This window comes from Endozoicomonas sp. ALE010, from assembly GCF_049310165.1.
Taxonomy (GTDB): Bacteria; Pseudomonadota; Gammaproteobacteria; order Pseudomonadales; family Endozoicomonadaceae; genus Endozoicomonas.
On the sequence record NZ_JBLYNV010000051.1, the window covers coordinates 1 to 17,516 of the forward strand.

At 48.1% G+C, this 17,516-nt stretch carries 12 protein-coding genes; 7 read left to right on the plus strand and 5 right to left on the minus strand.

Translation table 11 applies throughout. The features are described from left to right. Positions 1–407 precede the first annotated feature (407 nt). A complete protein-coding gene (locus ACO6UY_RS18085; RefSeq protein ID WP_422444588.1) occupies positions 408–773 on the minus strand; it encodes a hypothetical protein in 366 nt (121 codons plus the stop codon). 769 nt (positions 774–1,542) lie between these two features. Next, entirely contained in the window at positions 1,543–2,253 is a 711-nt protein-coding gene (locus ACO6UY_RS18090) for a hypothetical protein (protein ID WP_422490815.1), read from the minus strand. A gap of 277 nt (positions 2,254–2,530) precedes the next feature. Here ACO6UY_RS18090 and ACO6UY_RS18095 point away from each other — a divergent pair, with 277 nt between their 5' ends. Continuing rightward, positions 2,531–4,279, plus strand: a complete 1,749-nt coding sequence (locus ACO6UY_RS18095) for a hypothetical protein (RefSeq protein WP_422462979.1) — start codon at positions 2,531–2,533, stop codon at positions 4,277–4,279. A 50-nt stretch (positions 4,280–4,329) separates the two neighbouring features. Here the strand turns inward: ACO6UY_RS18095 and ACO6UY_RS18100 are convergent, their stop codons facing one another. After that, positions 4,330–5,394 carry an OmpA family protein gene (locus ACO6UY_RS18100; protein ID WP_422462981.1) on the minus strand — a complete coding sequence of 355 codons (1,065 nt, stop codon included), beginning with the start codon at positions 5,392–5,394 and terminating at the stop codon, positions 4,330–4,332. A 310-nt stretch (positions 5,395–5,704) separates the two neighbouring features. Here ACO6UY_RS18100 and ACO6UY_RS18105 point away from each other — a divergent pair, with 310 nt between their 5' ends. Then, a complete protein-coding gene (locus ACO6UY_RS18105; protein ID WP_422444596.1) occupies positions 5,705–6,538 on the plus strand; it encodes a Cof-type HAD-IIB family hydrolase in 834 nt (277 codons plus the stop codon). Here ACO6UY_RS18105 and ACO6UY_RS18110 read toward each other — a convergent pair. Beyond that, complete coding sequence (locus ACO6UY_RS18110; protein WP_422444598.1) at positions 6,535–6,801, minus strand: hypothetical protein; 267 nt, start codon at positions 6,799–6,801, stop codon at positions 6,535–6,537. The genes ACO6UY_RS18105 and ACO6UY_RS18110 overlap by 4 nt on opposite strands. Positions 6,802–7,203: 402 nt before the next feature. Between ACO6UY_RS18110 and ACO6UY_RS18115 the strand changes: the two genes are divergently transcribed. Together ACO6UY_RS18115 and ACO6UY_RS18120 are read left to right on the plus strand one after the other, a co-directional pair. After that, positions 7,204–8,160 (plus strand): hypothetical protein, encoded by a 957-nt coding sequence (locus ACO6UY_RS18115; protein WP_422490817.1) that lies wholly within the window; start codon positions 7,204–7,206, stop codon positions 8,158–8,160. 195 nt (positions 8,161–8,355) lie between these two features. After that, entirely contained in the window at positions 8,356–8,700 is a 345-nt protein-coding gene (locus ACO6UY_RS18120) for a hypothetical protein (RefSeq protein ID WP_422444602.1), read from the plus strand. Here the strand turns inward: ACO6UY_RS18120 and ACO6UY_RS18125 are convergent. Next, the gene (locus ACO6UY_RS18125; protein WP_422444604.1) at positions 8,671–8,901 is read right to left on the minus strand and encodes a hypothetical protein; all 231 of its coding nucleotides are present in this window, start codon (positions 8,899–8,901) and stop codon (positions 8,671–8,673) included. The genes ACO6UY_RS18120 and ACO6UY_RS18125 overlap by 30 nt on opposite strands. A gap of 339 nt (positions 8,902–9,240) precedes the next feature. Between ACO6UY_RS18125 and ACO6UY_RS18130 the strand changes: the two genes are divergently transcribed. From ACO6UY_RS18130 to ACO6UY_RS18140, 3 genes are all read left to right on the plus strand, one after another. Then, the gene (locus ACO6UY_RS18130) at positions 9,241–14,274 is read left to right on the plus strand and encodes a 5'-nucleotidase C-terminal domain-containing protein (RefSeq protein ID WP_422490818.1); all 5,034 of its coding nucleotides are present in this window, start codon (positions 9,241–9,243) and stop codon (positions 14,272–14,274) included. 124 nt (positions 14,275–14,398) lie between these two features. After that, complete coding sequence (locus tag ACO6UY_RS18135) at positions 14,399–16,108, plus strand: type I secretion system permease/ATPase (RefSeq protein ID WP_422444608.1); 1,710 nt, start codon at positions 14,399–14,401, stop codon at positions 16,106–16,108. Then, positions 16,108–17,412 (plus strand): HlyD family type I secretion periplasmic adaptor subunit, encoded by a 1,305-nt coding sequence (locus tag ACO6UY_RS18140; protein ID WP_422467369.1) that lies wholly within the window; start codon positions 16,108–16,110, stop codon positions 17,410–17,412. The genes ACO6UY_RS18135 and ACO6UY_RS18140 overlap by 1 nt, the downstream gene beginning before the upstream one ends. Positions 17,413–17,516 lie beyond the last annotated feature (104 nt).

Sequence of the window (17,516 nt, forward strand, 5' to 3'; positions counted from 1 at the left end):
CGAGATGGGTGTTTTTCTGTTTCCAGGGAATAAATGTCTTAACGGTCAATAATCAGGAGGAACATGTGGTCGGTTTGAAGGAAAGACAATGTACGATCATGCAGATTTTGGGCAATTTTTACGAGTCGGTGTATTCCTGATAGGGGTGGTGAAAGGCAGATAGATAATTAAAGCAGTGTAAAAAAACAGGCCTTCCAGATAGTTTGTATTTCAGAGTGATGGGGTTGATCAGATCTCTTTTGTTCGCCCTGTAATATGCTGATTTATAATAACTTTTCTTTTAGTGTGCACGAACTATTGTCAAAAAACGCGTCAGTGTGCACGATTTATTATCCCTTTACAAGATTGTATAGCCTTGCAGGATGCGGCGTTTAACTCAGTGAGATCGAGTTTATCAATTCCAACGTCTAAACATGGACTGTGCTGCCATTTCCAACGGCTGAATTTTTGCGAAGCTTCCTGTGGTACTCCCTGCTGCACTTCCTTACACGCTCTGCAAAAGCGGGATCATTCTGGCGGTGCTTTCTTCGGCTCTCCCTCCGGCGCTTCCTTTGGCCCTCCCTTAAGCGTTCTGCGAACTCGGGATCATTCCGGTAACGCTCCCTTTTGCGCTGATTTTGGCGCATGGTGTACATGGGGTCTTTGCGAAGCGCTCTCATGTACTCCCTTCGGCGCTTCCTGTGGCGCTCCAGGAAAACGGGATCTTTGCGACGCTCTCTCATGTACTCCCTTCGGCGCTCAGTGGTAACGGAGTCTCTGTGACATTGTTTCATGCACTCCCTTTTGCAAACCCTTTTGTGCTTAACTCTTGAAGCTTTATCATCAACAATTTCTTTTGCCAGGTTCGTTTGGTTATCACTTGTAGTTTGATTCAGGTTTAGCGGGTCAGCTGCAGTAATTGATGGTAAATCTTGTGGACTGGGGGATAGGACAGGAAGATTGGTTAACTGATCATCTGGACTTGAATGGCTGTCTGGTGTTGGTTCCCTGATCTCAGATTCACTCCCTGATAAGCGTATCTGCTGAATAAACGGAATATTTGGCGGTGATGAGAATTTATCGGGGTCATTGCCAGAAGGCCAGGGAATATGTTCATCAAGAACTGATTGTGGTATTTCAGGAAGCACTGTGTCGACTGCATAGGAAAGTATTAGAGTTTCAATATCAAATTCATGCAATGAATGAAAAGAGTGAGGATTCTGTTGGTGTATGTCTGACTGAAGATGGTAAAAAGAGCAAGAAGTGCACAGGGGCTGAACAGACCTTCCCTGATAGGTTGAGGGTTGTTCCCTGGTAGCAAATTGATATCTTTGTTCTATTAAATCTAATGAGCCGAAATAAATATCGGTAAAAGCAAGATTGCATGAAGGTGAGCTATTAAAAATATCCATTGAGTTGTTAAATTATTGAATTGTTGAATTAAAGTTCAAGACTATTATTTCTTCTAAAAGTTCCTCTCCAACACAAACAATTCAATATGGAGATGACAAGTGCTTTCCGGGCACTTTGTCACCATTTGAAAGGCGACAGGTATAGCTGGCTCTACACCAACTGACACCAAGATGGCAGCGGAGGGCGTTTGGCAGTCACATATTTTTTATTTTTTTCCAACATGTTTTTCCAATATGGTACATCAGCCTTCAGCCAATTGCCTTCTTCATGGGAAGGGGTTCTCAGCTCAATGCCCACTGCGGCCATCGTATCAAGCTTCATGTGCCAGAGTTCGGGGTAGTGTCTTGCGGGTGCACAGATCCCGGTCCATGGATCAATAATGACGGCTTGATCATTCCAATCGTTAAAATTATCGGGGAACACGCCTTCTACACTGGGCTTCTGGTCCATTACCACAAAGCAATGACTATTCGGCCAGAGGGAGACACGGTAGTAAATCAGTGGACCGGGTTGTTGTGACAGAAAATAACAAACAAGATTGCTTTTTTCGCCACAGTTACCCGCCTTAACTTTTTTAACTTCTGAGATATATTCTTCGAAGTTGTATTTTTTTCTTTTCTGTCGTGATGCATGGATGATGTCATTGACCTCATCTGCATCAGGTAGGCTGGGTGTCCAGGGTTTTATAGCACTTAAATGACCAACCCCAATATTACCAGAGCCTAAAGATGTATGGACATTGGCAAAACGCAAAGCGGCTTGCGCAATGCTTGGTTGTTTGGGAGCTGCTCTGCTGGCCAGCTCATGAACGTGCCGGGATTGTACGAGGTTTTGGAGAGAAGCGGAACGCTGTAAGGGCATGGAAACGACTCCTGATTTTAGGGTATCTGCAAGAAACAGGCCCTAACACAATCGGACTTTCAAGCAGTAAGAATACTACCTATCACTATTAACCTTGGTTTTTTTGACTAGGAATGGCAGGTCAGGTCATAACAGTCTGCGCAGGATACAGACATAATCTGGCTACATGGCGCTCCTTGCTATGAGTTGACAGATCTTTCTGATAATTAAAACTGAAAGGTGAATCAGAGGGACCTGTTTGAAAACAAGTCATAGGAGCCAATAGAGGAGAGAAGCTGTGGATGCCAGCCGTGCCCATTCGGTAAATACGCCAGTTCCAGGTACCAGCGCTCAACCCAGGGAGCTGGAACCACCACCCGATGCCATTGTCCGGCGTCGATCTTGTCAACTATGCGGACAATTTATTGAGTCTCCTCCCTTTATGGTATCCCGTTGTTGCGAACACATGTACCACAATTGCTGCTCTCTCGCGACCAGGGATGTGCTTGGGTGCTCAGGCTGCCGGGCAACTTATGTCAATTTTTACCAGGATACGCAGTTTGCCGAAGAGGTAAAGAAATACGACTGGAGTCTTTTTCAATCAGCGACTCAAGTAGCTGCTGGTAAGCGTGCATCGACCGATTCTGTCATCGATCGCACCAGTGAAGAAACAGGATCACTGGTGGCGATGCCGGGTCCATCCGGGCTATCAGGGTCCCACACTCAGCAATATATTGATGCCGGAAGAGTTTCCCAACGGGAAACGTTTAAGAAAGCGCGATTGGATACTCAGGAAGCGGTGTCATTGCGGGCTGATTATTCTGTCAAACCAGCCATTCTCCCCTCAAATAACCTCGATCTGTACAGCATGGCCGGTACTTTTGCACGTCTTTTTGCCGAGCCCTTCATGCTGGAAGAGATGGAAGCTCTGGCAATGCAGAGTGGGTATCATTTTTTGACACAAATGATGGAGGCCGGTGTGGTGCCTGAATGGCAGGAAATATGCGATAGCAAAGGCCATCTTTGTGGCAAGCAGACGAACATTGACCAGCCTGATGAGACCAATGCGTTTTTTACCGCTATGCAGCATCACCTGGATCAGCTGGCACCGTCCCATCGGCTCTTTGTTACTTTCGTCTGTTCATTCCAGAATAAAATAACGGGTTTGCCACAACAGCTCTCACCAGTGTCACAAATTTTTCGTCACCCATCTGACAATCGTCTGATATGGCTAACTACTACCGATGAGTCAATAGCGAAACATCTCCATGGACACCTGATTTTTGGGGTTTTTGCCAGCGGTACCCAGCTAGTGAAATACCTTCGGTTTCTTATTCTGACCAGTGAAGCTGACCAGGTTATGTTTGTCCGATCGACCAATGAAGGAGAGTCGGATGCCGACGGTCTGGATAACATCAATATCAAGGAGTTTATTCAGCGTTTCCCCCCCAGGGGTATGGGCGTCGGTGGACAGTCAAAAAATTATCGGGGAATTCTTCTGGCCGCTGCCCAGAGCCTTGGCATGCAATGTATTCAAAAAGAGGATGCAAGCAAGGTTGTGCTGCTGGATAAACTGATTGACGGCAAATTTCGCAACGCTCAACTGACGGTCAAGGACCTGATGGCCCGTCTGAACGACCTTGATTATTTCCTGGAGCACGATGAAATCATCAGTTCCGGGCTGAAGCTTTCGCAAATGTCCGGCAGGAAAGAGACCCAGGCAGAAAATATTCGTCTGCAACGGCAAGTGGCCGATTGCGTGAAAAAGATGCATAGTTTACTGGCAACAACAGGCTATATTCAGATTCAGCTGGAACCTTGGGTATTCGCTTTATCTGATGAGATTCTGGTGCTGGCCTGTGATGACGACCAACTGTACCTGGTGAATATGAAAAGAAAATCGGTATCTGTCCAGTGTTCGTCCAGTATCGGTGATATCACTGATTTCTGTCAGGTGTTTATGAGCGGCTGCCATATCAGGGAGGCTTATATTACGCTTTTTCTGCCGAAGCAGACCAAAAACGCCAGCGCTCCTGGTGCGCAGTGATTGCTTGTGAGGCTGTCGGGTGCTATTCCCGAACAGCCTCTCAGATACTCTTAAGAACCAATCACTTCAGCAGTTACACGACGGTTTTGCTGACGGCCTTCGGCGGTATCGTTGCTGGCAACAGGTTTACTCTCACCCATACCCACCGCATCAATACGTCCTGCATCGACACCGTGCGTGTCGATCAGCTGTTGACGGATGATGTCGGCACGACGAACAGACAGCTGTTCATTGTAAGTCGCTTTGCCCTGTGCGTCGGTATGGCCTTCAATACGGATGCGAACGTCCGGGTAACGCTGCAGGAATTCACCCATTTTGGCGATCTGGTCAATGCCTTCCGGATTAATGGTTTCGGAGTCGAAATCAAAATTTACCAGCAGGTCAATGGCTGCCATTGGCTCACAGCCCGTCTGGTCAACGGCAATGCCTGCGGCGGTATTCGGGCACAGGTCGTCCTTGTCCAGTATGCCGTCGTTATCAGCATCAAGAACCGGAGCAGGTTCAACGCTGGCAACCACTTCTTCCTGAACCGGCTCAACCAAGGCAACAGGTTCTGCTGCCTTGGCGACACTGCCGAAAGTCCAGGTCAGGGCGACATTAGCCATGGCTTCTGTCTGGGCGTAATCCAGAGTTCGGACGGCACGGACATCACCACGGATGGCCAGGTTTGGAGTAAATGCCTTTCTCAAACCAAAACCGGCATTCATGCGGGTGTCGTCGTGTTCGGCACCCATCTCATAATCGGCTTCCAGTTCAGAAACACCGGCAACCACGTAAGGGGTCAGGGAACCGTCCCATGGGGTCAGGTCGTAGAATGCGTCCAGACGGAACTCTTTAAGATCTGCATCCGGGCCTGTCTTCTGCTCTGTAGAGTACTGAGAGTAGATGCCTTCAACACTGAAGCGGTCGTTAAGACGATAGCCAATACCGATTTCCGGTGCCAATGCGTTATCCAGGCCGCGATTGCTGTCCAGATCGTTCCAGGCACCACCGACAGTGAATGTCAGCCCTTTATCCACCACCTGTGATGCCATGTCACTGGCAATTACCGAACTGCTGAGGGTTGCGCCAATGGCAATGGCAATCAGTGAGCGTGCGAAACCTTGCACTTTCATAATGTCTTCTCCGTGTGTTGTGTGTCTTTAAGGGCGCATGCGCCAAAAGGGAGAGGAGGTTACGTGATTTTTGCGCTGGAATAAATACTGAGCCCTTATGTGTTTGTACTTGCACCCATAAAGGCCACTAAAGTCACAGGTAGTCCCTGCCCATGGCTCGATAAATCTGGATGGCAAAACCGGTTTCCATCAGGTTTGCGGTGTTAATGCTGCAATGCCCTGAAATCAGCGGTAATTTTCCCTATTTAAAGCCGGATCAGGCTGCTGTAGTTTGCGCTATATCATGCCAATTTTACCCACAGAGATAACAATGACAGGCTACAACGGAATTAAATTGATCGCTGTCGATATGGATGGCACGTTTCTGAATGATAACAAAACGTATAACCGTGAACGTTTTCTGGAGCAGTTCAAGACCCTGAAAGCCCGGGGCATTCGATTTGTCGTGGCCAGTGGCAACCAGTATTACAAGTTGCGCTCCTATTTTGAGGATATTGATGCTGGTGATATTGCCTATGTTGCAGAAAATGGCGGCTATGTACACGACGGGCAGCGGGAGCTGTTTGTTGCGGATATTGCCAGGGAAACCCTGGTCCGTGTCTACCCGTTTCTGGAAAGCCTGCAAGAGGTAACTGCCATTATCTGCGGCCGCAACAGTGCCTATGTTTTGCATACGGCTGATCCTGAAGAAGTAGCCAATGCCCGCAATCATTACCAGCGTCTTGAGCTGATACAAGGCTATCAGGATATCGACGACACAATTCTTAAAATTGCCATCAAAATGTCTCCAGCCAGACACGATACCGTATTGGCTGGGGCTAAAGAGACACTGGGGGATGTGCTGGTGTCAGTCACCAGTGGCCACGAGTGGATTGACCTGATCATTCCCGGTGTTCATAAGGCACATGGTATTCATCTGTTGCAGGAACAGTGGAACATTGCTGACCATGAAGTGGCTGCCTTTGGCGATAGTGGCAATGACCTGGAAATGCTGCAAAAGGCAGGTTTCAGTTTTGCCATGAATAATGCTAATGACACGGTCCGACAGCTTGCCCGTTATTCAGCTCCGGCCAATAATGAAGAGGGCGTTCTTGAGACCATCGACCATATTCTGAACAGTCATCTGCTCAGCCAGACAACTTAGCGCTTATCGGGTTCTTTGAGCGTTATATTTCCCACTGTCTTGTTGATCCTGAGTTTTCTGAATAATCGGTTCAAGTCCCCATATAGTGAATCATCACCCACCTCAACCATCTGGTTGCCATTGTAAGTGAAATATGGGGATGTACTCTCTTTCTTAACCGCTTTGATTTCACCCATTACTTTGTGCTTCGCAGGAGGTGGTGGGTCTTTATCTTCTTTTGGCGGACGTTGTTGATTCAGGGAGCCAAGCGTCTTTATATTCATGTTCCTTTAACACCTTATCACCAACCTCTAAGTTACCTGTAATCTTTAGACTGCGATTGTTGGAAAAAGTTCAAGTCCGGGCAGGCAGTGTGGGTCAACCTGATGGTTACTGAAATGGCAGTCACCGAAAGTGCTGAACACGGACTATTGTTAAGCCCTTGAAAACTCAATTTTTCTGCTTTGGATCGGCTTCACAGGTATGCTTGATCATCTGGCATCTTATACTTTTTGCGGAACTAATGTCTCAAAAAAGGTACTAACTATCAGCAGTGGTGTGTTTTGTGAACTTCACAAGCCTTAAGAGCAGTAATAATTTTTGGTAGTGAAGCGATCAACACAGAATCAGTTTATTGCTTTAATTATCAACAAACTACAAGATAATAAATGACAAGGAGGTTAACAATGCTACGACCTGTATCAGATGCATTTATGGGGCACCTATCAAACGTTCCAACTGCCCTGGATCATTCCGGAGTAAGTGACGTTGTCACAGCACCTGTTGTTAAAATCGGTTATTTGGGTCACCAATTCGATCCATACGATAGGTTTTTGACTGATTATTCTATCCAAATTGTGACTACGCCAACGACATTGCCAGTAAATAACAGTGAATTACCATACAGTCCAACGTCATCAGATGCTGCTGGATTTAAACCTGACTCGGCGGGTGAATTGGATGAAGCTTTACGCGCATCCTATAAGAGCACGCAGAACCTGCTTGATCCAGATCATTTCCTGGAAACACCTCTAATACCGCTAGATGATAACACTCACTGCCTGGGACAGAATAACTGTGAAAATGGTTCAGATTCTGCGGAAGATACAATGGATTTATCTTCTGCTAAAAAGACATTACAGATGCCACCGGCAATAATGGATAATAATACAAACGCTGTAGTGGAGAGCAAACCTGTCCGTCAAACCCGTTCGTCTACTCGTTTAAAGTTCAAGAAACCCACTGTAGCCAAAGCTAAAAAATCTAAAGCTATGAAGCCACAGGTAAAAGGGATAGAAATTAACAATCAGTACTATAGTGTTAATAAAATTACTGGTATGAAGACTGAAAGATTCAATAATATTATTGAAGGAGAAAGTAATAAAGAGATTGCCCAGTTGGCAAAAAAAATTAGAGTCAGAGGTAGAAATACTATTTGTGCCAGAAATTCCAGAAAAAGAAAGTCAGATGAAATAGGCATACTTGAATTTCATGTCGATTTGCTGAAGCCTGCCAAAAAATGGCTTAAATCACGGAATGAAAAAATATCCATAGAGCTAAAGCATCTGAATAAAGATATTAAAGCTTTGCAAAAAAAATTAGTGAAAATTTATGGGAGCACTCCATACCTGAAAACCCTTTAGACGGGCATGAACACTGGTGTCCTGGTTTCGTGAAATAACTGAGTTTTTAGCCGCTGACAACGGGGCCAACACGTTTATAGATGAATGCACTGTCGACTTTCCTGTCCTGTTTTCCCAAAAGAGTGCTAATCTGCCGACTTATATTAAGTTATCTATTGATCTCACTACTTTACCGATTGATTAGACAGGTAAAAAATGAAGTTTATAAACCGTTGTGTCATAACCCTGAAGCCAAAAACAGCATTCATCGATTGGGTAACAAGCTTGGATGCCGAGCTACCTCAGACGTGGGACTTCGAAGGTGGTGCTTATCTGTTTGACGAGCATGAATCTGAAGAGAGTCTGTTGGATGGTGTCAGTGAAGAAGCGCACGCCATTCTGGAAAATGAGTTCTCTGTGTGGACCGAGGATGAAGACAAGTGGCCCGGGCCGAGAGACTTTGCCGCCCTGAAGCAACTGTTTACCCTGCATATTGCGGTTGCCGGTTTTGATCTGGGCAAGGAGCCCCTGCTAAGGGCTGATGTTGCTGATCTGCTCTGAAGGCAGATATCGTCTATTTTCAAACAACATCAGGGCAGGGCAATGACCGGTGGCTGTGCCGCACAACCACTGGCCTTCATACTCTTGAAGTATGCAGGTTACCCGCAAAAGTGCAGCAATGATTTTTTCACCGGTGATCTTATCCAGACAGGACGAGTCAGCATAGGCGGGGAGACAGACCAGAGATTGATCCAATGACATAGCTCTACATATGATTTGGCTGAGAGACACAGTTTTGACCAGGGAAATAAAGGCGCTTGGTCAGGGCTCACGCATGAGTATTCTCTTTCATGGAAAAAAGTCAAAATACTACTTTGTCTGGAAACGTCGGATAGAGAAACTTCAAGAGTCAGAACAATCGAAGCTTGAATAAAGCACCGGTTTTCAAAATGGTTGGGGTTTCATAAATCTTCATAAAAAAGACATCGCACTGACATATCTTTCATGCAATTTGTTCGGGTCTTACTCAAAATCATCCTTTCGTTGTTGTTCTTGCTGCTGTGAACAGAGAGGCTCACACACCTGAAAAGGACATTCGATATGCCTGCAAAGTCACCGGTTATTAATGAGTTTGTGTTTAATCACAGTGGGTTGGATACCAATGAATTTATTGAAGTGCTTGGCGATCCATTAACCGACTATTCCAATCTCTGGCTGATTAATGTAGAGGGTGATGTAAGTAGTTCTAATCACGGCAAGGTTGTCCAGGCATTCCAGCTGGGTACTACAAATGACAGTGGTTTCTGGACTATTCAAACCAGTAACCAGTTACAGAATGGATCGCAGACTTTATTGCTGGTGGATGGTTTTTCCGGTTCTGTCGGTCAAGTGTTTAGTGAGAGTCTGTATTCAGCGGAACTGGATTCTGTTGCCGTGTTGGATGATGTTGCTGACTCGGCATTCAGCAACACCGTGTTAGCCCCGGAATACGATGGTATAAGCTATACCGTTGGTGGTGCATCACGGGCAACTGATGGTTTGGATACTGATTCAGCCAATGATTTCGTTCGAAATGATTATTCAGGGGATGGCATTCTTTCTGGTGCTCCTGATGCCGAAGATGGTGAAGCTGTAAATACCCCCAATAAGCCCAATCAGGTGGTCGGAGATGGTCAACAGAATAGTCCGGTTCCGGTTAAAGCCATTTATGAAATACAGGGCGCTGGTCATACATCTGCGTTCGCTGGTCAGGTCGTCGCTACCGCAGGTATCGTAACAGCTTTAGAGAGTAATGGTTTTTATCTTCAGGGGCCGGAAGATGGTGATATTGCAACATCGGATGCTCTATTTGTTTTTACCGACTCGATGCCATCAGTGGCGGTTGGTGATGATATCTCCCTGGCGGGGACCGTCAGTGAATACACACGCGGAGGTAGCAGTTCCGGCAACCTCTCTATCACTCAATTAAGTAACATCAGTGAATTAACCGTCAACAGTGCTGGTAATGACTTACCCAATACCGTCGTTATTGGTGAAAATGGACGTCAACTTCCTACTGATAATGTGGACGATGATGCCTTAACCAGTTTTGACCCTGAAACCGACGGTATCGACTTCTTTGAAAGCCTTGAAGGCATGAGAGTTACCGTTAAAGATGCAGTTGCTGTTTCTCCCACCAATAAATACGGTGAGATTTTCACGGTTGCTGACCAGGGTAAGAATGCATCCGGTATGAATGATCGTGGTGGTATTGCACTGGGGCAGACTGACTTGAATCCAGAGCGGGTTCAGATTCAGCTTGATAGAGATCTACTGCCTGATGATTTTTCTGCCCGGGTGAATGTTGCTGATTCTCTGGGTGATGTGACCGGTGTTATGAGTTATGCCTATGGCAATTACGAAGTTAAGGCGACGGAAATATTCACCGTCACCGATGGTGGGCTTGATAAAGACATGACACAGCTGAAGGGCGAAGGTAATGAACTGACTGTTGCCAGTTACAACGTCAAGAATCTTGACGCTAATGACGACATCAGTCGTTTTAAAACCCTGGCCAGTCAGATTACTCAAAACCTCAGTTCACCGGATATCCTGGCTCTGCAGGAAATCCAGGATAATGACGGCGCTACAGACAGCGGTGACCCGTCAGCGGATATGACCTGGCAGAAGCTGATTGATGCCATCACCAATGCCGGAGGTCCTGTTTATGAGTATGTGCAGGTTGATCCTGAAAATAATGCTGACGGAGGTCAGCCTGGGGGCAACATTCGAGTCGGTTACCTCTATAATCCGGACAGAGTCGATTATGTAGCTCAGTCTGCTCATCGTCTTGATGCTCCGGCGTTTGCTGGAACCCGCAAACCGCTTCATGCCCAGTTCGAATTCAATGGCGAAACGGTTGATCTAGTTAATGTTCACTTGTCGTCTAAATACGGTAGCACCCCCATCTATGGAGTGGAGCAACCATTTGTCAACGCAGGTTACCAGGAGCGTATGGATCAGGCACAGGCAATCAATGATTATGTCGATACCCTGATGGTCAATGATCCGGATGCCAATGTCATGGTTCTGGGCGATTTCAACGCTTTCCAGTGGGAAGGTCCGGCGGATGTCATTGAAGGCCGGGGCGATGACAATGTCATGACCAACCTGATCGATGAGTTGGATGATGGGGCTGTCCATACCTATAACTTTCAGGGAAACGCTCAGGTTCTGGATCAAATTCTGGTGAGCAACAACCTGGCTGATTCCGCCGAAGTGGATATTGTGCACATCAATAGTGAGTTTGCTGATCAGGCCAGCGACCATGACCCGTTACTTGCCAAAGTCACCATTGGTGAGTCGGCAAATGAGGTCTATACCCTGCAGATTCTGCATGCTTCGGATCTTGAAGGTGGTGTTGAAGGCATTCCCCGGGCAGCTAACTTTGCCGCTATTGTGGATGCCCTTGAAGATACCCACAGCAATAGCATCACGTTATCTGCCGGTGATAACTTCCTGACCGGACCTTTCTTTTCGGCAGCGGAAGATCGTGGCGTCTTTCGGGATAATGGTGTGTTCAACGATTTCTATAACCAGTTGTTCCAGCTGACTGGCGATGAAATGTATGAAGGCCTTCGCGAAGGTGGCGGACGTGTTGATATTTCCATCATGAACGCCATTGGCTTTGATGCTGCTGCATTGGGTAATCATGAATTCGATATGGGTACTGCCATTCTTGGTGATTTGATGGTGCCTCAGTACAAAGGTGATGGACTGGGTGACGACCGCTGGGTCGGTACCCTGTTTCCTTACCTGAGTGCAAACCTCGATTTCAGCCAGGATGCCAGGCTGGCAGATCTGTACACCGACGACATTCTTCCTGCACAGAATTTTGCCACCGGTCCTGTTTCCTCTACCAGCCAGCAATCAACTCCGAAGATTGCGCCTGCCACCATACTGGAAGAGGGTGGCCAAAAAATTGGTGTGGTCGGTGCCACCACACCATTGTTGGCGCAGATCTCTTCACCGGGAAACACGGCTGTCAAAGGGGATGCTGCTACAGATGATATGGCTGCTCTGGCCGATATACTGCAACCGGTCATTGATCAATTGATGGATCAGGGCGTGAATAAAATCATCCTGGTTTCACACCTTCAGCAAATTGCCCTGGAAAAAGCACTTGTTCAGCATCTCAGTGGCGTAGATGTTGTGATCGCTGGAGGCTCCGACACATTGCAGGCGGATGAAACCGATGTGCTTAATGATGGCGATGTCGCCGCAGAAGATTATCCCTTCACCACGACCAATAAAGACGGTGATCCCGCTGTCATCGTCAGTACAGACGGTCAGTACAGCTATGTTGGCAGACTGGTTATTGATTTTGATGCAGATGGAAAGATCATTCTGGACGACAATGGCGATGCAACTGACGTCAACGAAAGTGGGGCCTTTGCAACCACCGATGAGCAGGTAAAACAACTTTGGGGTGAAGAGGATGCCTTTGCAGAAGGTACCCGGGGTGACCTGGTTAAGGATTTGACCGATGCCGTGCAGGACATAGTCAACGAGAAAGACAGCAATATTCTTGGCAAAACGGCTGTGTATCTTGAAGGTCGAAGAGAATCCGTCAGAACTGAAGAAACCAATATGGGGAATCTTACTGCAGATGCCAACCTTGCAGCCGCTCAGGGCTACGACAGCAGTGTAATGGTTTCTATCAAAAACGGCGGTGGTATTCGAGCTCCGATTGGTGCCATTGAACCGGATTCAGAAGGTGGTTACAGCGAGCAGCCGCCAGCGGCTAACCCATTGTCGGGTAAGCAGGCTGGTGAAATTTCACAGCTGGACGTTGAAAACGCTCTGAAATTCAACAACGGCCTGACGTTAATGACCCTGACAGCAGAACAGTTGCTGGCTGTTCTGGAGCATGGCGTGGCAGCATCCGGGCCTGGCACAACCCCGGGACAGTTTGCCCAGGTGAGTGGTATCAGTTTCAGTTTTGATGCCTCACTGGCCTCCGGTGAACGTATACGTTCGGCAGCACTGGTCAATGAGAATGGTGAGTTGTTGCAGACTCTGGTGGAAAACGGTGAGTTAGCCGTACCATCCGATATGGCCATTCGCATTGTGACCCTGAACTTCCTTGCTGGTGGTGGCGACGGCTATCCATTCCAGGCAGGAACCGATGTCGTACAACTGGGAGATGTGCTTACGGACAAAGGGCTTGCTGATTTTGCCGCTCCCGGTAGCGAGCAGGATGCACTGGCTGAGTATCTGCTGGCTCACTATTCTGACAACCCTTATCAGGGTGCTGAAACGAACCCTGCTGACGATACGCGGATTCAAAACCTGGCTGTTCGGCAGGATTCTGTACTGCAGGAGCAGACGACAGAACCTGTTGATTCCATCGACGATCATGGTGATGGGGAGCTGGTCGGTGGTAATGGGGATGACATCCTGAATGGTGCAGCGGGGGATGACTGGCTTGATGGCCAGGCAGGTAATGATCACTTAATCGGTGGTTACGGTGACGACCAGCTTTATGGTCGCGATGGTCATGACCGACTGCAGGGCGATCATGGCAATGACTGGCTCAATGGAGGTAAGGGCGCTGATGATTTGCAGGGTGGGGCGCACAATGACTTCCTGTTTGGTGGCGCTGGTAAGGACCGTCTGGACGGTGGTTTCGGCAATGATGAGCTGTATGGCGGCAAAGGCCATGACTACCTGAAAGGTGATCACGGTCACGATGTGCTGATGGGAGGTAACGGTAAGGACCAACTGCTTGGTGGCAGTCATAACGACTGGCTGGAAGGTGGCAATGGTGCCGATCGATTATCCGGCGGCAGTGGTCATGATTACCTGGCCGGTGGTTCTGGTAACGACTGGTTACTGGGCGGATCTGGTGGTGATCAGTTTGCCTTTGAAAATAATAGTGGTCACGATGTGATCCGGGATTTCGAAGCAGGCAGCGATACTATCCTGTTAAATGGTCTGGGTTTTGATTCTCTTGATGCGGTTCGGGATGCCTCAACCCAACAGGGCAGAAATCTTCTGGTGGATTTGGGCAGCAACAGCAGTCTTACCTTGATTGGTGTCAGCCTGGATCAACTGAATGATCACAATGTGCAGTGGGATGATCAGCTGGTGTAAACACTGCTGAGAAAACCTGAAAGGCCGGTGTTGATCACCGGCTTTTTTGTGCCATTGTTCTGTAACAAATTTCTGAAACAATGTCGTAAAAGCTGTAAAACAAAAACATCACAGGGTGTGACCGTTGTTGAATAATCAGGCGACTGCTCTTTCGGAACGAGATTTTTCGAAACAAGAGCTCCCGGAAAAAGCACTATCTACCATCAAGCGTCAACTGGCATCCGTTCTGGGGTTCAGTTTTTTTCTGAATATCCTCCTGTTAACGGTGCCGCTCTATATGCTGCAAGTGTATGACCGGGTTTTGACCGCCGGGAGTGTACCTACGCTTATTGCGCTGAGTGTCGTTGCTGTTGGTTTGATACTGATGGCGAGCTTGCTGGACTGGATACGCTCACGCTTGCTGGTCCGGCTTGCCGGATTAATGGAACAGGCTCTTGAAGCACCGTTGTTAAAGCAGTTATTGCAATCCAGTGGCGTGGTAAAGCGGGAAAAACTAAAAGACCTTGAAAGAGTAACTGGATTTATTTCTGGTCAGGGGGTGCTTGCAGTATGCGATGCGCCATGGATTCCGGTTTATTTGATCGTCATCGCCATGCTGCATCCGGCATTGGGGATTGTCGCGACGATAGGCGCGTTGATTCTGGCGATGGTTGCCTTCTTGTCTGATCGCATGACCCGGGGGCTTATGGCAGAAGCGAGTGCTCGACACCAGCAATCATCCCGTTTTGCTGAGCAGGCGCTGGACAATGTTGAAGTATGCCGGGCATTAGGTATGGGCGATGGTCTGGTCCGCCATTGGCTGGCCAGACGTGAGCGTGGCAGTGTCAGACACTTCAGAGCCAGTGATCTGGGCGGCAATTTTCAGGCGTTGGGAAAATTTCTCAGACCGTTGTTGCAGGTTGCGATGCTGGCAACAGGCGCACTGCTGGTCCTTAATCAAATGATGACAGCGGGTGCCATGGTCGCCAGCTCAATTCTTTTAGGCCGGGCACTGGCACCTCTGGAAATGGTCATTGGTCAGTCCGGAAATATTCGTCAGGTACGGACCGCCTGGACGAGTATCAATCAGTTTTTCTCAAATCTGCATAACAACATTCAGGCCATGTCCCTGCCCAGACCGAATGGGTACCTGCAGATTGAAAAGTTGGTAGCCAGTGTGCCTGACGGTGAAAAGCCGGTGATAAAAGGCATTGGCTTTGCTTTGGAGGCCGGTGAGAGCCTTGCAGTGGTTGGGCCAAGTGCCTCTGGTAAAAGTACCCTGGCCCGATTGCTGGTTGGCGTCTGGGAGCCGACAAGTGGTGCAGCCAGACTGGACGGTGTGGATATCAGTCGCTGGAACCGTGCTGAAGTGGGGCAGTGGTTGGGATACCTGCCTCAGGGTGTTGAACTGTTTCCGGGCACCATAAAAGACAACATTGCCCGCTTTGGAAATGTGGACTCTGAGGCAGTAGTTAAGGCTGCCAGGCTGGCAGATATGCACTCTCTGATTTTAAGTTTGCCCGATGGTTATGATACCCGGGTTGAAACAGAAGGCGGTGTGCATTTATCCGGCGGTCAACGACAACGCCTTGGGCTTGCAAGAGCATTATACGGGCAGCCCTCACTGGTTGTTCTGGATGAGCCGGATGCCAGTCTTGATCAGGATGGTGTGCAGGCATTAATGGCTACAGTTCGCAAACTGCACGAACAAAAAGTAACCCTGGTGATGGTGACCCATCGCCCCCAGTTGCTGCACTGTGTCGATAAGGTATTGGTGTTGAACCACGGGTGTATTGAACGATTTGGTGATGCTAAACGTGCCATAAAACCTGCAATGCGAGAGGTAACTGCCTGATGGATATCAATCCTCTTGAGACAGCCAGTCGATTCTATCGTCGCATCGGAATATTGGTCGTGATAATGACATTCGGTGTTTTTTTCGGATGGAGCTTTCTGGCTGTGATGGACAGCGCTGTACTGGTCAGTGGCAAGGTAACGGTGCATAGCCAGCGCAAAGCGATACAAAGTCTGCAGCCGGGGCGGGTACAACAGATTCTGGTTACTGACGGTGACCTGGTGCAAACCGGGGATGTGCTGGTCAGGTTGGACGAAACCCGCGCTGAAGCAGGGCTTGCCATTCTGGAAGACAGTTTATTTTATGCCAGGGCCACAGAAACCAGGCTTCAGGCAGAGTTGGTAAACGACAAAGTTGTTGTTTATACCAATGAACTGACTAAGCAGTCTGAACAGGCTGACCGGTTTAAAGACACGTTACGGTTACAGGGTCGGTTATTCAGTGAGCGTCAGGAGTCTCACTTCGGTCAGATCAGGATGGTGCGCCAGCGAATTGAAAAAATTCAGCAGAAGATTGTCGGTATGCAGGGCATGAAATCGGCAGCAGGTCGTCGCCTGGCTGTGGTGAAGGATGAACTGTCCGGTTATCAACAACTTTATGGTCAGGGCTTTGTTCAGAAAACGGTTGTGAATGCATCCTTAAAAGAAGAAGCGGATCTTGATGGTCAGGTGAGCGATTATCTGGCAGATATTGCCGAAGCGGAAAAATCCATCACGGAAGCAGAGCTGGAAATTCTGCAGCTGAAACAGGAACGGCAGGAACGACTGGTTAATGACCTGAACAGTACCCGAGCCCAGATTAACGATTTGGTCGAACGCACCCGGGCGTCCCGTTATATGCTGGAGCACCTTGAAGTGCGCGCACCGGCAGAAGGTATCATTGTTGATCGACAGGTTCATACCATTGGTGGCGTAGTGCAGGCGGGTGAGGTCTTAATGGAATTGGTTCCAAAAAGGGATGCCCTGATCATAGAAGCCAGAATGAATACTCTGGATGTGGATCGCGTCGTGGTGGGGCAGTCTGCGCGGGTTCAGCTCACGGCTTTTCCGCAACGAACGACGCCTGCCCTCAATGGCAATGTCATCTATGCCTCTGCAGATAGTCTGGTCGATGACGTTTCCAGAGAGCCCTATTATCTGGTGCATATTGAAGTGGGTAAAGATGAAATAGAACGACTGGGTGACAAGAGTTTGCTGCCGGGAATGCCCGCAGATGTGATGATTACAACAGGTTCCAGAACGGCATTTGAATATTTGTCGCAACCTTTGCGTGATTCTATGAATAAGGCATGGCGAGAATCGTGATTCCGTCTGACAGAACCATTGATAGCATAGCGACGGCAGCACTTCGTTCAAGCCCTGAGCATGTGGTAGATGGTGTGAGAGATACTGGAATGGGGAGATATGGT

Coding starts and splice junctions, on each gene's coding strand:
- ACO6UY_RS18085 (WP_422444588.1), bottom strand. CDS start 773: ATGAAACAATGTCACAGAGACTCCGTTACCACTGAGCGCCGAAGGGAG.
- ACO6UY_RS18090 (WP_422490815.1), bottom strand. CDS start 2,253: ATGCCCTTACAGCGTTCCGCTTCTCTCCAAAACCTCGTACAATCCCGG.
- ACO6UY_RS18100 (WP_422462981.1), bottom strand. CDS start 5,394: ATGAAAGTGCAAGGTTTCGCACGCTCACTGATTGCCATTGCCATTGGC.
- ACO6UY_RS18105 (WP_422444596.1), top strand. CDS start 5,705: ATGACAGGCTACAACGGAATTAAATTGATCGCTGTCGATATGGATGGC.
- ACO6UY_RS18110 (WP_422444598.1), bottom strand. CDS start 6,801: ATGAATATAAAGACGCTTGGCTCCCTGAATCAACAACGTCCGCCAAAA.
- ACO6UY_RS18115 (WP_422490817.1), top strand. CDS start 7,204: ATGCTACGACCTGTATCAGATGCATTTATGGGGCACCTATCAAACGTT.
- ACO6UY_RS18120 (WP_422444602.1), top strand. CDS start 8,356: ATGAAGTTTATAAACCGTTGTGTCATAACCCTGAAGCCAAAAACAGCA.
- ACO6UY_RS18125 (WP_422444604.1), bottom strand. CDS start 8,901: ATGTCATTGGATCAATCTCTGGTCTGTCTCCCCGCCTATGCTGACTCG.
- ACO6UY_RS18130 (WP_422490818.1), top strand. CDS start 9,241: ATGCCTGCAAAGTCACCGGTTATTAATGAGTTTGTGTTTAATCACAGT.
- ACO6UY_RS18140 (WP_422467369.1), top strand. CDS start 16,108: ATGGATATCAATCCTCTTGAGACAGCCAGTCGATTCTATCGTCGCATC.